The organism is Erwinia papayae, assembly GCF_058241465.1.
The window spans coordinates 668,309-683,121 of sequence record NZ_JBZCHT010000009.1; the positions used below are offsets into that span (position 1 = coordinate 668,309).

Here is a 14,813-nt window from a genome sequence, read left to right on the forward strand (position 1 = left end):
CTGTCATAAAGGCGAAATGATTAAAAGCCTCTGCCATCAGGCTGTTTTCCCAGCCATTCCGGCTCCGGGAAGTGCCCGATATCCTCACTAACTGCGTGCAGGTTACGGTTTCGGCGCGCTGTCGGTGTGCGGACGGGCGGCGACCATAACCCCAGGTGGGACAGGCTGTGGGACTGCCGATCATCGCTGAAAACCGGCGGCAGTCACAATGTCAGACAGGCTGCAAATTTGTTAGCTTTTGTGAGTAACCGGCCAGGTGAGACGAGCGGCGCATTATCACTGACACAGAGTGCGTGGTGGCTCTTATCGTGCCGGGGTTTTTACATTATAATGGCCGCCTTTTTTCACGGCAGCGCAGTCGCTCCGGGGCTGAACAGAGTAACCTGCTGCCGGTGAGCGGCGAAGTTTAAAGGATATCGTTATGCGTACTGAGTATTGCGGACAGATCAACCTGTCTCACGTCGGACAGCAGGTAACATTGTGTGGCTGGGTTAATCGCCGCCGCGACCTGGGAAGCCTGATCTTTATTGATATGCGTGACCGCGAAGGTATCGTTCAGGTTTTTTTCGATCCTGACCGTCAGGACGCGTTTAAACTGGCCTCTGAGCTGCGTAACGAATTTTGCATTCAGCTTACCGGTCTGGTGCGCGCCCGTGATGAGAAAAACAAAAACAGCGAGATGGCTACGGGTGACATTGAGGTTTTCGCTACCGATCTGACCATTATCAACCGTGCCGAACCGCTGCCACTGGATTCCAATCAGACCAACAGCGAAGAAGCCCGTCTGAAATACCGCTATCTCGACCTGCGTCGTCCGGAGATGGCCCAGCGCCTGAAAGCCCGTGCCAGAATCACCAGCTTTGTCCGTCGTTTTATGGATGACAACGGTTTTCTGGATATCGAAACGCCCATGCTGACCAAAGCGACGCCGGAAGGGGCCCGCGACTACCTGGTGCCCAGCCGCGTACATAAAGGTAAGTTTTATGCGCTGCCGCAATCTCCACAGCTGTTTAAACAGCTGCTGATGATGTCCGGTTTTGATCGCTACTACCAGATTGTGAAATGTTTCCGCGACGAAGATCTGCGCGCCGACCGTCAGCCAGAATTCACCCAGATCGATGTGGAAACCTCCTTTATGACCGCACCTCAGGTGCGTACGCTGATGGAGACCATGGTTCGCCAGCTCTGGCAGCAGGAGAAAGGCATCGACCTGGGCGATTTTCCAATGATGACCTTTGCCGACGCCATGCGCCGCTATGGTTCCGACAAGCCCGATCTGCGTAATCCTATGGAGCTGGTGGACGTTGCCGATCTGTTGCAGCAGGTGGAGTTTAAGGTCTTCTCCGGCCCGGCCAACGATGAGAAGGGACGCGTGGCAGCGCTGCGTGTACCGGGCGGTGCCCAGCTTAGCCGTAAGCAGATTGATGAATACGGTAAATTTGTTGAAATCTACGGTGCCAAAGGTCTGGCATGGATGAAGGTCAACCAGCGTGATGCTGGCCTGGACGGCATCACCAGCCCGGTCGCTAAATTCCTTAGCGCGGATATTGTGGAAAGCATCCTTGCGCGAACCGGTGCTGGCGATGGCGACTGCATCTTCTTCGGTGCCGACAGCGCCAGCGTGGTGGCGGATGCGTTAGGCGCACTGCGGCTGAAAGTGGGGCGTGACCTGAATATCACCCGCAACGATGGCTGGGCTCCGCTGTGGGTGGTGGATTTCCCGATGTTTGAAGGCGATGGTGAAGGCGGTCTGAGCGCGATGCACCATCCATTCACCGCACCGCGTGATATGACGCCGGAGCAGCTGCACAACGCGCCGGAAACCGCCATCGCCAACGCCTACGATATGGTGATCAATGGCTATGAGGTGGGTGGCGGTTCGGTGCGTATTCATAATGGTCAGATGCAACAGACGGTGTTTGGCATTCTTGGTATTAACGAACAGGAACAGCGTGAAAAGTTTGGCTTCCTGCTCGATGCGCTGAAGTTCGGTACGCCACCCCATGCCGGACTGGCCTTTGGCCTCGATCGGCTGGTGATGTTACTGACCGGCACCGACAATATTCGTGACGTTATCGCCTTCCCGAAAACCACCGCAGCGGCCTGTCTGATGACCGAGGCACCAAGCCTGGCGAATCCGGCCTCGCTGGCGGAACTGGGTATTGAGGTAGCGAAAAAATATCAGCCGTCCGCTGCTGGCGAAACGCCAGAGAACAACTGATGCTTTACAAGCATCCGGTATCGGTGTTGGTGGTGATTTTCGCCCGCGATACCGGGCGGGTGCTGATGTTACAGCGGCGCGACGACCCGGCATTCTGGCAGTCGGTTACCGGCAGCCAGGAAGCGGGCGAAAGTCTCGCGGCTACCGCGCAGCGTGAAGTGTGGGAAGAGACCGGGATCGATATCCGGACGGAAGGACTTAAGCTGGTGGATTGCCACCGGCAGATAGAATTCGAAATCTTCGCCCACTTCCGCCATCGCTACGCACCTGACGTGACACATAACCGTGAGCACTGGTTCAGCCTGGCGCTGCCGACAGAGCGGGAAATTGCGCTGAGTGAGCATTCCGCTTTCCGCTGGCTTAAGCCAGCGCAGGCCGCGGCGCTGACCTGCTCGTGGAGTAACCGTCAGGCAATTGAAGAATTTGTGCAGTAATGTTTAACCGTCGTCGTCTGTGACAGGACGACAGAGTTTAGCTGAACCCCCGGGCGTAAACGATGTGGACGGTGTTCGCTGCCAGCGAATGCTACCGGCACTCAGTAAGCCTCCGGGGGGCGAGGAGAGAATTAAAAAATGGCTGGTCACAGTAAATGGGCAAACACCAAACACCGCAAAGCGGCGCAGGATGCCAAACGCGGTAAAATTTTCACCAAAATTATTCGTGAGCTGGTTACCGCCGCAAAACTGGGCGGGGGCGACGCCGGTTCAAACCCGCGTCTGCGTGCGGCGATGGATAAAGCGCTGTCCAACAATATGACCCGCGACACCATGAACCGCGCGATTGCCCGTGGCGTCGGCGGTGATGATGACAGCAACATGGAAACCATTATTTATGAAGGCTATGGTCCGGGTGGTACGGCAGTGATGGTGGAGTGCCTGAGCGATAACCGCAACCGTACCGTATCCGAAGTGCGCCATGCCTTTACCAAAACCGGTGGCAACCTGGGGACGGATGGCTCGGTAGCCTATCTGTTCACCCGCAAAGGGGTAATTTCTTTCGCGCCGGGTCTGGAAGAAGATACGGTGATGGATGCTGCGCTGGAAGCGGGTGCCGACGATGTCATGTCATATGATGATGGTGCCATTGACGTGTTCACCGCCTGGGAATCGCTCGGCGAGGTAAAAGACGCGCTGATCGCCGCCGGACTGACCCCGGATTCAGCGGAAGTCACCATGATCCCCTCGACCAAATCGGATATGGATGAAGAAACCGCACCGAAGCTGCTGCGCCTGATAGACATGCTGGAAGACTGCGACGACGTGCAGGAAGTCTATCATAACGGTGAGATCTCCGATGAGGTGGCGGCGACGCTGTAATGGTGTTACGCCGACCGCAAACCCGCCTGTCCGGAGAAAGCTGATGGCTGTGATTCTTGGTATCGATCCGGGCTCGCGTATTACAGGCTATGGTGTTATCCGCCAGGTGGGACGGCAGTTAAGCTGGCTGGGCAGTGGTTGCATTCGCACTAACGTCACCGATCTGCCGTCGCGCCTGAAGCTGATTTACGCCGGTGTCAGCGAGATCATTACCCAGTTTCAGCCGGACTTCTTCGCCATTGAGCAGGTTTTTATGGCGAAAAATGCCGATTCGGCGCTGAAGCTGGGTCAGGCGCGCGGCTGTGCGATTGTGGCGGCGGTTAATCACGATCTGCCGGTATTTGAATACGCTGCGCGCCAGGTGAAACAAACGGTGGCCGGGACCGGAGGCGCGGAGAAAAGCCAGGTTCAGCATATGGTAAAAACGTTGCTGAAACTCTCCGTCAGCCCCCAGGCGGATGCAGCGGATGCGCTGGCTATTGCCATCACCCATTGCCATCTCAGTCAGAATATTAACCGTATCGGGGAAGGGCAGTTGAATCTGGCAAGAGGACGGCTGCGCTGACCTCTGCCGATGACCGCATTCCCGCCCTGTTTTCTCACCCCGGTCAGACTAAGCTGGATATTCATCCAGCTTTTTTTATGGTATAACCGCACATCATCTTTTCTGAAGGAAGCAAACGTGATTGGTCGTCTGAGAGGCAATATCCTGGAGAAACAGCCGCCGCTGGTGGTGCTGGAGGCCAACGGCGTTGGCTATGAAGTGCATATGCCGATGACCTGTTTTTATCAACTTCCTGAGCTGAATCATGAAGCGATTGTTTTTACCCACTTTGTGGTGCGTGAAGATGCGCAGCTGCTGTTTGGTTTTAACAGCAAACAGGAGCGGGCGCTGTTTCGTGAGCTGATAAAAGTTAACGGCGTCGGGCCAAAACTGGCGCTGGCGATCCTCTCCGGCATGTCGGCGCAGCAGTTTGTCACCGCCGTGGAGCGAGAGGAAATCGCGGCGCTGGTGAAATTACCCGGCGTGGGTAAAAAAACCGCCGAGCGGCTGGTGGTGGAGATGAAAGACCGCTTCAAAGGGATGCATGGCGATCTGTTTGCCGCTGACGTGCCCTTTGCGCTGACCAGCGAGGTTCAGCCTGCGGCGGCGGTCAATGATACTGAAAGCGAGGCGGTTGCTGCGCTGGTATCACTGGGATATAAACCCCAGGAAGCCAGCCGGATGATCAGCAAAGTTGGCCGTCCCGACGCCGATTGTGAAACCTTAATCCGTGAAGCCCTGCGCGCAGCCATCTGAGGTAAAGCATGATTGAAGCCGACCGCCTGGTATCGCCGGGAACGATATCTGAAGAAGAGGTTATCGACCGCGCCATCCGGCCCAAACTGCTGGCTGAGTATGTCGGTCAGGCGGTGGTGCGTGAGCAGATGGATATCTTTATCCGTGCGGCCAAAATGCGTGGCGATGCGCTGGATCACCTGTTGATCTTTGGCCCGCCGGGGCTGGGTAAAACCACGCTGGCTAATATCGTTGCTAACGAAATGGGCGTGAACCTGCGTACCACATCCGGACCGGTACTAGAAAAAGCGGGCGATCTGGCAGCGATGCTGACCAATCTTGAACCGCACGACGTGCTGTTTATCGATGAAATCCACCGCCTGTCACCGGTAGTGGAAGAGGTGCTGTATCCGGCGATGGAAGATTACCAGCTGGATATCATGATTGGCGAAGGCCCGGCTGCCCGTTCTATCAAGCTGGATCTGCCGCCCTTTACGTTGATCGGTGCCACCACCCGCGCCGGGTCTCTGACGTCGCCGCTGCGCGATCGTTTTGGTATTGTGCAACGGCTGGAATTCTATAAGGTCGAAGACCTGCAACACATTGTGGCACGCAGCGCCGCCTGTCTTGGCCTGGCCTTAAGTGACGAAGGTGCGCTGGAAATTGCCCGCCGCTCCCGTGGTACACCACGCATAGCGAACCGCCTGTTGCGCCGCGTGCGGGATTTCTCTGAGGTTCGTGCCGCAGGCGATCTGAGCGGTGAAGTGGCGGCACGGGCGCTGGATATGCTCAATGTCGATACCGAAGGTTTCGACTATATGGATCGTAAGTTGCTGCTGGCGATTATCGATAAGTTCACCGGCGGCCCGGTGGGGCTGGATAACCTGGCGGCGACGATTGGCGAAGAGCGCGAAACCATTGAGGATGTACTGGAGCCTTATCTGATCCAACAGGGTTTTATTCAACGTACGCCGCGTGGACGTATCGCCACACAACATGCCTATAAACATTTCGGTATCAGCCGGGACGCGTGACTGCTGAAACATGCTGCGCAGGGTTGGTTTTTACTGCCGACAAAAAAGGCTGCCGTGTCAGGGCAGCCTTTGGCAGGAGAGTCCGCAGTAAGACTACACCCCCGTTTTTTTGCCCAGGCTGAGCACAAACAGCAGGGCGGCCGCCAGTACCACCGACGGACCAGCAGGGGTATCGTAACTGGCCGAGAACGCCAGGCCAGCGGTGACGGAAAGCATCCCCACCAGCACCGCGAAGCCTGCCATCTGCTCCGGGGAGCGGGCAAAGCGACGGGCGGTTGCTGCCGGAATGATCAGCAGCGAGGTGATAATCAGCGCGCCAACGAACTTCATCGCCACGCCGATGGTGAGGGCGGTGATCAGCATCAGCACCATTCTTGCTCTGCTCAGATTTACGCCATCCACCTGTGCCAAATCGGGACTGATGGTCATTGCCAGCAGCGACCGCCAGTTTATCGCCAGCACTGCCAGCACCAGCGCCACACCCGTGCCGATCACCCAGAGGTCTGTCGGGGTAACCGAGAGCAGATCGCCAAACAGATACGCCATCAGATCCACGCGCACGCCTGACATCAGACTGACCACCACCAGTCCCAGTGACAGGGCGCTGTGGGCGAGAATGCCCAGCAGGGTATCAATCGCCAGCTGTGGACGGCGCTCCAGCCAGACCAGCAGCAGCGATAACAGCAGGGTGACGGCGATCACCGCATAAAACGGATTAATATTCAGCAGTAAACCGAAAGCAACGCCAAGCAGGGAAGCATGTGCCAGCGTGTCGCCAAAGTAGGACATTCTGCGCCAGACCACGAATGAACCCAGCAGACCGGCTGCCAGCGTCAGTAAAAACCCGGCCAGCCAGCCGGGCAGTAATAATTCAATCACTGTCTCTGTCCTCTGCGTAACACGATACGTCCCTGAAGGTCGTGGCGGTGGTTATGATGATGACGATAGATCGCCAGCTGACCAGCGGCCTGGGAACCAAACATAGAGATAAATTCCGGATGCTGTGAAACCACTTCCGGCGTGCCGGAACAGCAGATGTGCTGGTTGAGACACAACACCTCATCGGTTCTCGCCATCACCAGATGCAAATCGTGTGAAACAATCAGCACCGCACAGTTCAGCTCATGACGCAGCTGATCAATCAGATCGTACAGCGCCACCTGACCATTAACATCCACTCCCTGCGTGGGCTCATCCAGAACCAGCAACTGGGGTTGGTTGAGCAGGGCGCGTGCCAACAGCACACGCTGCATCTCACCGCCGGAGAGTTTATGCAGCGGATAATTCAGCAACTGCGCCGCCTGAACCCTGATCAGCGCAGGCAGGATATCGGCGCGCTTCACGCCGCTGCGCAGCTGCATAAAGCGTTCAACGCTAAGCGGAAGCGTGTTATCGAGGTGAATTTTTTGCGGCACATAACCAATACGCACGCCGTCGACGCGAACGACCTTGCCCTCGCTTGCCGGAAGTAATCCCAGCACTACGCGGACCAGAGTCGATTTGCCTGCGCCATTGGGTCCCAGCAGGGTGAGTATTTTACCGGATTGCAGCGTCAGAGAGACATTGGATAAGACATTCCGTTGCCCAAAGTTGACAGATATTTTTTCCAGACTAATCAGAGATGACATAGTGATTACGGGTTGCAGAAGTTTTCGAATGTTATAATATCACATCCCATCGACCCGTCACGATGGACTGAATCATTATGTTACAGAAAAAATTGTCGCTGTTGCCCCTCCTCAGCAGCCTGGCTTTAGCCGCTGCCCCGATCACCGCCGCTCAGGCTGCGGTGGTGGCTTCCGTCAAGCCGCTGGGCTTTATTGCCGCAGCCATTGCCGATGGCGTTACGCCGGTAGAGGTGTTACTGCCGGACGGGGCGTCTGAACATGATTATTCCCTGCGCCCTTCAGACCTGAAACGCCTGCGCGGTGCGGACCTGGTGGTGTGGGTGGGGCCAGAAATGGAAGCCTTTATGCCGAAAGCGGTGGCTCAACTTCCGGCGCAAAAATCCCTTCAGCTGGCCGCTCTGCCGACGGTAAAACCTCTGCTGTTACGCGGCGGCGACGATGATGAGCATACGCAGGAAGAGGGGGGCGACGGCACGGCTGAAGCGGCCCATCATCATCATCACGGCGAATATAATATGCATCTGTGGATGTCCCCTGACATAGCCAGACAATCTGCGGTTGCAATCCATGAAAAATTATTGGAACTTATGCCGCAAAGCAGAGACAAACTAGACGCGAACCTGCGACATTTTGAGGCAGAATTGGCCAGCGCCGATACGCAAATAGGAACTCAGCTTGCACCGGTAAAAGGAAAGGGTTATTTCGTTTTTCACGATGCTTATACCTATTTTGAAAAACATTTTGGCCTGACCCCCACGGGACATTTTACCGTTAACCCTGAAATTCAGCCCGGTGCTCAGCGTTTACATCAGATTCGAACACAGTTGGTTGAGCAGAAGGCCGTCTGCGTCTTTGCTGAGCCACAATTCAGGCCAGCCGTTATCGATGCGGTTGCCAGAGGAACCAAAGTGCGTTCAGGAACGCTGGATCCGCTGGGAACCAATATCACTGTCAGCCAGGACAGCTACGTGAAATTCCTCTCACAGCTGTCAAGCCAGTATGCGAGCTGCCTGAAAGGAGACCAGAGGAATAACTAAGTGCAGCAGATTGCCCGCGCTGTCGCCATAGCGTTTAACACATTGCCGCGAACCCACCGCATCATGCTGGGTTTGCTGAGCGTAACCACACTGGCCGTCTCCGTCTGGCGGCCGTATATTTATCATCCTTCGGCGGTTGCAGAAAATCCCGTTGTCAAAAATATTGAGCTGGACAGCAGCCAGTTACGCACCATGCTACCGGATGCCAGTGAGCCGCTGGATCAGGACACCGCGCCGCCGGATGATGATGTTCCCCAGGATGAAATCGATCAGGATGTGCCGAACGAAGCGGGCACGCACGATTATGTTGTCTCGTCGGGTGACACGCTCAGCAGTATTCTCAATCAATACGGCATTGACTCTGGTGATATCCATCAGCTGAGTCAGGCAGATAAGGAGCTGCGTAACCTGAATGTCGGGCAGCAGATCTCCTGGACGCTGAACAACGACGGCCAGCTGCAACGGATGACGTGGGAAGTTTCCCGTCGTGAAACCCGCACCTATGACCGCTCCGGCGACACCTTCAAACTTTCATCGGAAATCCAGAAAGGCGAATGGCGCAACAGCGTGGTCTCCGGCACGGTTAACGGCAGCTTTGTGAACAGCGCCAGAGATGCCGGGCTGAGCAGTGGTGAAATCAGTGCGGTGATCAAGGCGCTGCAATGGCAGATGGATTTCCGCAAACTGCGCAGTGGCGACAAGTTTGCGGTGCTGATGTCCCGCGAAATGCTGGATGGCAAAAGCCAGCAAAGTCAGCTGGCCGGGGTGCGCCTGCACTCAGGCGGTAAAGACTATTATGCCATCCGTGCCGAAGACGGGAAATTCTACGATCGCAACGGTTCCGGGTTAGCACAGGGCTTTATGCGTTTTCCTACCACCCGTCAGTATCGGGTGTCTTCCGAATTCAATCCACGCCGTCTCAATCCGGTTACCGGGCGTATCGCGCCGCATAAAGGCGTTGATTTTGCCTTACCACTGGGCACGCCAGTGCTGGCGATTGGTGACGGGGAAGTTATCGTCGCCAAACGCAGCGGTGCGGCGGGCAACTATGTCATCATCCGTCATGGTCGGCAGTACATGACCCGCTACATGCACATGAAGAAACTGCTGGTCAGTCCGGGCGACAAGGTGAAACGCGGCGATCGCATCGGTTTGTCCGGCAGCACCGGGCGCTCCACCGGCCCGCATCTGCATTTCGAAGTCTGGATCAACAATCAGGCGGTCAACCCACTGACGGCCAGACTGCCGCGTATGGAAGGACTGACCGGTAAAGAACGCTCGACCTATCTGGCGCAGGTGCGTGAGGTATTGCCGCAGTTGCACTTCAAATAACGCTGAGCTTTTATCTTATACAGCCGGCGGGTGCTCCTGCCGGTTTTTTATTGTCGGCGGAAACCCACGGCCTGCTGAGGTGCTCCGCAGCAGACAATCCTTTTCAATCAGCATCCGTTGGCAGGCGATAGTGCGCCTGTTTTCAGGGCGCAATCATTGTCGTATTCTGCGAAAACGGCTGTTAATGCAGTGGCATAACAGCGCAGGCATTGCAAAATCGCCCGCCAGCACTATCATTAGCCGCTTATTGTTTGAGGCGAGTGCATGGATAACAGCAAAAAAAGCAGCAATGAATTTATTCCGGTCTTTCAGCCATCTTTTCTCCTGCCGAAATACTGGGGAAACTGGCTGGCAATAGGGGCCTGTGCGGCAATGGCCTGGGTGCCTGCCCGAGTCCGCGACCCCGTTCTGGGCGCACTGGGGCGCTTTGCCGGAAAGGTCGCCAAAAGCGCCCGCCGACGTGCGCAAATTAATCTGTTTTACTGTATGCCAGAAGTGTCTGAACTGGAGCGGGAAAAGATTATTGACCAGATGTTTGCCACCGCGCCACAGTCGATAGTGATGATGGCTGAACTGGCGATGCGCCCGGTGCACGCCCGTCAGCGTATCATCTGGCATAACCGGGAAATTATTGACCCCCTGCTCGCGGATAAACAGAACATCATTTTTCTGGTTCCCCATGGCTGGGCGGTGGATATTCCGGCGATGGCACTGGCTCTGGAAGGCCACAAAGTGGCAGCGATGTTCAATCATCAGCGCAATCCACTAATGGACTATATGTGGAATGCAATTCGTCGCTGCTATGGTGGCCGCTTGCATTCCCGTGACAACGGTATTAAGCCCTTTATCAGTTCAGTGCGTCAGGGGTATCTGGGCTATTATCTGCCGGATCAGGACCACGGTGCGGAACACAGTGAGTTTGTCGACTTTTTTGCCACTTATAAAGCCACGCTGCCCGCATTAGGACGTCTGATGAAAGTCTGTCGTGCCAGAGTGGTGCCGCTGTTCCCGGTTTATAATTCCCGCAGTCAGCAGCTTGAGATACATCTGCGTCAGCCGATGGATGATTTGCCGGATGCCGACGACCGCACGCTGGCGCGCCGGATGAATGAAGAAGTGGAGAACTTTGTGCGGCCAAATCCTGAACAGTATGCCTGGATACTCAAGCTGCTAAAAACCCGTAAAGAGGGTGAAATCGAGCCTTACCGGCGTAAGGATCTCTGGCGCAAAAAATAACCCGGACAGGCTATCCCCGGCGGAACATCGGTTCCGCCGGTGGATTATTCGACGCTGACAATGGCGCTGCGGCGCTTGCGCTCCTGCAAAAATGCCCGCACCAGCCAGAACCACAGCAGGCCACACAGCAGATTCGCCAGACTGAACCAGCTGCTGCCACCACGAAAATAGCCCGCCTTAGCCAGCTCAATCCCGCCAGCGAACACCACAATACTGACCATGCCTAACATTGCCGCCACGCTGCCTTTACCTGCCTCACTGGAAAACAGCGTCAGGCGGTACAGACCGGCATTCACCAGCCCGGTGCCAAAGCCATACAGGCTGAGTCCGGCGGTCAGCCACAGATAACTGTGTGGGCTGAGGGTGGTGGCAAGGGCTGCCAGCAACAGTCCGCCCAGTACCGGCCAGGCGGCGAGGCGCAGCGGCTTCTCCAGAGGCAGACGCCCGGCGATGTGGCCGAGGGTCAGGTTACCGGCGATCATCGCCAGGAACACCGGCAGTTGCAGCAGGGCATAGCTCATTTTACTCAGGCCTTCATCATGGATCAGAATCACCGGAGACAAAGCAACCCAGGCCAGGCAGGGAACGGTGACCAGCCCGATGGCAATTGAACCCCCCATCACCTGGCGGTCGGCCAGCAGTTTAGCGTAGCCCCTGCCCAGTGATTTCAGCGAGATGGAGGTGGTGCGATCCCCTGAGGTTTCCGGCATGGTGAACCACAGACCCAGCAGGGCCACGGCGGTAATTGCCCCAAACAGCCAGAACATACTGCGCCAGTCGCTGATGGTCAGAAAGGCTGCCCCGGCCAGCGGGCCAGCCAGCGGAGCCAGCAAGGCAATATTGGCCATCAGTGCCATCATTTTTACGCTCAGCGCTTCATCAAAGGCTTCCTGAATGGCTGCGTATCCCACAGCACCGATAAAACAGAGGCTGATCCCCTGAAGAAAACGCAGCAGGATAAACTGCTCAATATTCTGCACCCAGTGAGTGGCAAAGCAGGTGAGCATAAAGAACGCCACCCCTGCCAGCATCACCGGACGTCGCCCCAGTTTGTCGGAAAGCGGCCCCAGCAGCCATTGCAGCACGATACCGCCAACCAGATAAGCGGTCAGCGAGGTGGAAACCCACTCCGGCCCAACGTTAAACTCGCTGGTCACCAGCAACATGCCCGGCTGGATCATGTCGTGGGCGATATAGGTGGCGAACTCAAAAAGCACCAGGGAAAAGGGAAAAATCAGATGGCGGCGGGTCAGGACCGACACCGGAATAAATGAGGCCATGCAGGCTCCTTCCAGCAGTTGTCATAATAAAAAACGCGGTCACCGAAGCGACCGCGTCAACATACACCAGTTTTATGCTGGTTCAATGCGCTTTTTAACGCAGGGCGGCAATCGGATTGCTCAGCGTTCCTGCAAATTTAAGGTTCTCAGCCGGGTCCGCCAGATTGATCATTTGCTGATTATTGGCCAGTTGCAGACGGTTCAGGCAGGAGCGGGTAAATTCAGGCGTGAACAGATCATAGCGGGCAAATTTACTCGCCAGCTGTGGATGTGCCTGCTGATACTCTTTAACGCAGTCGGCGACGGCCTGCCAGAACTGGGCCTGTGGCAGGGTGCCGGACTGATCGAGGATTGCGCTGATAAAGCGGAAAATGCAGTCAAACACATCGGTAAACACCGACAGCAGCTTAAGATTTTCCGGCACGTCCACCGCCAGGCGCTGTACTTTTTCCGGCAGAACGGCGTCCGGGTTCATTACCGCAATTTCTTCGCCGATATCCTTCATCCAGGCCGCAACCGGCACATTGTTTTCCAGTTGAATAATCAGATTTTCGCCATGCGGCATAAAGACCAGATCGTACTGGTAAAAGCAGTGCAGCAGCGGGCTGAGATAGCAGGTCAGATAGCGCTTTATCCATTGGTTAGCATCCAGTCCCGAATCGGCAATCAGCGCGGGCAGCAACGCCTGCTGATGTTTATCAACATGCAGGAAAGAAGCCATGGTCATCAGCCGCTGGCCAGATGGCAGTTGTGCCACCGGATTATCACGCCACAGCGCGGCAAACATCTTTTTCCAGGCTGAGTCGCCGCTGATGGCGCGCTCGTAGTAGCGGTTGTGATAGCCCACCGCCGCCACTTCACGCAGGATGCGGAAGTCACAACGCTGCAACCAGTCGTCTTTCTCCACCAGCGTTTGTAGCCACTCGTTAATTGCCGGGGTGGTGGCCATGTAATAGGGTGACAGGCCGCGCATAAAGCCCATATTCAGCACTGACAGGGCGGTTTTGACATAATGCTTTTGCGGCTGGCTGCGGTTATAGAAGGTACGAATCGACTGCTGTGCCTGATACTGATCCTCACCCGCGCCAAGATAGATAATATCGCGGTTGGCAATATCCGGTGCGAACACCGTCAGCAGCTTGTTCTGCCACTGCCAGGGGTGAACCGGCATAAACAGATAGTCATCTGCTGCCACGCCCAGATCTGACAGCGTGCGATTAAAGGCATCTATCTGTGGCTGGCCCAGCTCATCGCGCATCAGCTGGTCATAGTCCAGCGTACTCAGGCTGGAAAAATGGGCATTGCGCAGGTGGACCGCCACCCATACCAGATTTACCGGTGCGGCGGCTTCCGGGGCCCAGGCCAGATAGTCACGGGCGTCAAAACCAATGCGGCCGTTGTTAGCGACAAAACACGGATGGCCTTCAGTCATCGCTGCTTCAACGGTCTGGAAATCTGCGTGAACCAGTTCGGCGCTGTCCGGATTGTTTTTCTGCAATTTGAACACGCTACTGCACAGGGTGCTGGTGATCTCTTCCATGTAGGTTGCCAGCAGATTCTGCGGGATACCGATCTGCTGGTTGAACTCGACGATAAACTGAAGCGCATCCAGCGTCAGCGGCTGGCCGTTCTCCTGTTTGATCAGCGAGTCTGCATCAATCTCCCAGTGGTCCAGCGCCAGGCGGCGGGCCGTAAACTGGTAGTCAGCTTCACCGGCGGGAACGGCAACCGAGAAACGGTTATCGCCCAGCGCGGTCGGAGTAATAATCAGTTCATGGGCAAATTCAGCCAGCGCTTTGCGGATCAACATCCGGTTAGCCTGCGCCCAGTTATCGCCTGACAGGTGGCTGCCGGTAAGCAGAGGATGGGTACTGTTCATGGTCAACGTTTCCTGCATCAGAGAGTGTTAGTAATCTTCGCGCTGGCAGAAGGCCAGCCACGCGGTTTTGTGTCCCATATCGATGGTGTGCTGGTAACGAAATCCGGCACGCTTGTTAAGAGGGTGAATTTTCTGGTTACGCACGTCCGGTTCAACCACCACCCGTTTTACGGCAGGCAGGCTGAACATGTAATCCATCACCACGGTGAACACCTGCCAGCTGAATTGCTGCACGGGATTGTTGGCCGGGGCGATCAGAATATGCATGCCATAATCACCTTCCTGTGCCGGATAGAATTTCCCGACCTCATCCTCGCTGGCCTGATAAAACTCCATCAGGAACACCGGCTTGTCATCGCAGCAACCAATCAATGCGGCCTGGGGATCAGCGGCAGTCAGCTTCTGATAAAACGCTGCGACCTGTTCGAGCGTGTCGTCCTGCATCCCCCAGAAGCGGGCGTAATCCCGGGTGACCCAGCTGTGGATCAGCGAGGCGTCCTCAGCCTGCATCGGGCGCAGGGTAAACTGACCGGCAGGGCGGGTGGTGTGAAATAAGGGAGTCCGGGTCATT

Annotated in this window: 12 protein-coding genes and 1 pseudogene; 9 read left to right on the forward strand and 4 right to left on the reverse strand. The window is 56.1% G+C overall.

Annotated elements, in window-relative coordinates; genetic code table 11:
- Positions 1 to 421: 421 nt before the first annotated feature.
- The 6 genes from aspS (at position 422) to ruvB (ending at position 5,850) form a co-directional block, all read left to right on the forward strand.
- Positions 422 to 2,221 (forward strand): aspartate--tRNA ligase, encoded by a 1,800-nt coding sequence (aspS, locus tag AC3RPL_RS07895; RefSeq protein WP_490739568.1) that lies wholly within the window; start codon positions 422 to 424, stop codon positions 2,219 to 2,221.
- Complete coding sequence (nudB, locus tag AC3RPL_RS07900) at positions 2,221 to 2,655, forward strand: dihydroneopterin triphosphate diphosphatase (RefSeq protein WP_490739569.1); 435 nt, start codon at positions 2,221 to 2,223, stop codon at positions 2,653 to 2,655. The genes aspS and nudB overlap by 1 nt, the downstream gene beginning before the upstream one ends.
- 138 nt (positions 2,656 to 2,793) lie before the next feature.
- On the forward strand, positions 2,794 to 3,537 hold the full coding sequence (locus AC3RPL_RS07905; protein ID WP_034935809.1) for a YebC/PmpR family DNA-binding transcriptional regulator: 744 nt from the start codon (positions 2,794 to 2,796) through the stop codon (positions 3,535 to 3,537).
- Positions 3,538 to 3,580: 43 nt separating this feature from the next.
- Entirely contained in the window at positions 3,581 to 4,102 is a 522-nt protein-coding gene (gene ruvC / locus AC3RPL_RS07910) for a crossover junction endodeoxyribonuclease RuvC (protein WP_034935812.1), read from the forward strand.
- A 117-nt stretch (positions 4,103 to 4,219) separates the two neighbouring features.
- A complete protein-coding gene (ruvA, locus tag AC3RPL_RS07915; protein ID WP_034935814.1) occupies positions 4,220 to 4,837 on the forward strand; it encodes a Holliday junction branch migration protein RuvA in 618 nt (205 codons plus the stop codon).
- An 8-nt stretch (positions 4,838 to 4,845) separates the two neighbouring features.
- A complete protein-coding gene (ruvB, locus tag AC3RPL_RS07920) occupies positions 4,846 to 5,850 on the forward strand; it encodes a Holliday junction branch migration DNA helicase RuvB (protein WP_490739570.1) in 1,005 nt (334 codons plus the stop codon).
- A gap of 93 nt (positions 5,851 to 5,943) precedes the next feature.
- Here the strand turns inward: ruvB and znuB are convergent, their stop codons facing one another.
- Both znuB and znuC read right to left on the reverse strand, forming a co-directional pair.
- Complete coding sequence (gene znuB / locus AC3RPL_RS07925; RefSeq protein WP_490739571.1) at positions 5,944 to 6,729, reverse strand: zinc ABC transporter permease subunit ZnuB; 786 nt, start codon at positions 6,727 to 6,729, stop codon at positions 5,944 to 5,946.
- Positions 6,726 to 7,478, reverse strand: a complete 753-nt coding sequence (gene znuC, locus AC3RPL_RS07930) for a zinc ABC transporter ATP-binding protein ZnuC (RefSeq protein WP_490739572.1) — start codon at positions 7,476 to 7,478, stop codon at positions 6,726 to 6,728. Before znuC ends, znuB begins: the two co-directional genes overlap by 4 nt.
- A gap of 77 nt (positions 7,479 to 7,555) precedes the next feature.
- Between znuC and znuA the strand changes: the two genes are divergently transcribed.
- From znuA to lpxM, 3 genes are all read left to right on the forward strand, one after another.
- Positions 7,556 to 8,515 (forward strand): zinc ABC transporter substrate-binding protein ZnuA, encoded by a 960-nt coding sequence (znuA, locus tag AC3RPL_RS07935; RefSeq protein WP_490739573.1) that lies wholly within the window; start codon positions 7,556 to 7,558, stop codon positions 8,513 to 8,515.
- Positions 8,516 to 9,847 (forward strand): murein DD-endopeptidase MepM, encoded by a 1,332-nt coding sequence (mepM, locus tag AC3RPL_RS07940; RefSeq protein ID WP_490739574.1) that lies wholly within the window; start codon positions 8,516 to 8,518, stop codon positions 9,845 to 9,847. It begins immediately after the preceding gene.
- Between the two features lie 264 nt (positions 9,848 to 10,111).
- Complete coding sequence (gene lpxM / locus AC3RPL_RS07945) at positions 10,112 to 11,083, forward strand: lauroyl-Kdo(2)-lipid IV(A) myristoyltransferase (RefSeq protein ID WP_490739575.1); 972 nt, start codon at positions 10,112 to 10,114, stop codon at positions 11,081 to 11,083.
- A 44-nt stretch (positions 11,084 to 11,127) separates the two neighbouring features.
- Here the strand turns inward: lpxM and AC3RPL_RS07950 are convergent, their stop codons facing one another.
- Positions 11,128 to 12,363, reverse strand: coding sequence for an MFS transporter (locus AC3RPL_RS07950; protein ID WP_490739576.1), 1,236 nt, complete (start codon positions 12,361 to 12,363; stop codon positions 11,128 to 11,130).
- A gap of 94 nt (positions 12,364 to 12,457) precedes the next feature.
- Positions 12,458 to 14,812, reverse strand: a pseudogene (locus AC3RPL_RS07955) (GNAT family N-acetyltransferase).
- Position 14,813 lies beyond the last annotated feature (1 nt).

Coding starts and splice junctions, on each gene's coding strand:
- aspS (WP_490739568.1), top strand. CDS start 422: ATGCGTACTGAGTATTGCGGACAGATCAACCTGTCTCACGTCGGACAG.
- nudB (WP_490739569.1), top strand. CDS start 2,221: ATGCTTTACAAGCATCCGGTATCGGTGTTGGTGGTGATTTTCGCCCGC.
- AC3RPL_RS07905 (WP_034935809.1), top strand. CDS start 2,794: ATGGCTGGTCACAGTAAATGGGCAAACACCAAACACCGCAAAGCGGCG.
- ruvC (WP_034935812.1), top strand. CDS start 3,581: ATGGCTGTGATTCTTGGTATCGATCCGGGCTCGCGTATTACAGGCTAT.
- ruvB (WP_490739570.1), top strand. CDS start 4,846: ATGATTGAAGCCGACCGCCTGGTATCGCCGGGAACGATATCTGAAGAA.
- znuC (WP_490739572.1), bottom strand. CDS start 7,478: ATGTCATCTCTGATTAGTCTGGAAAAAATATCTGTCAACTTTGGGCAA.
- znuA (WP_490739573.1), top strand. CDS start 7,556: ATGTTACAGAAAAAATTGTCGCTGTTGCCCCTCCTCAGCAGCCTGGCT.
- lpxM (WP_490739575.1), top strand. CDS start 10,112: ATGGATAACAGCAAAAAAAGCAGCAATGAATTTATTCCGGTCTTTCAG.
- AC3RPL_RS07950 (WP_490739576.1), bottom strand. CDS start 12,363: ATGGCCTCATTTATTCCGGTGTCGGTCCTGACCCGCCGCCATCTGATT.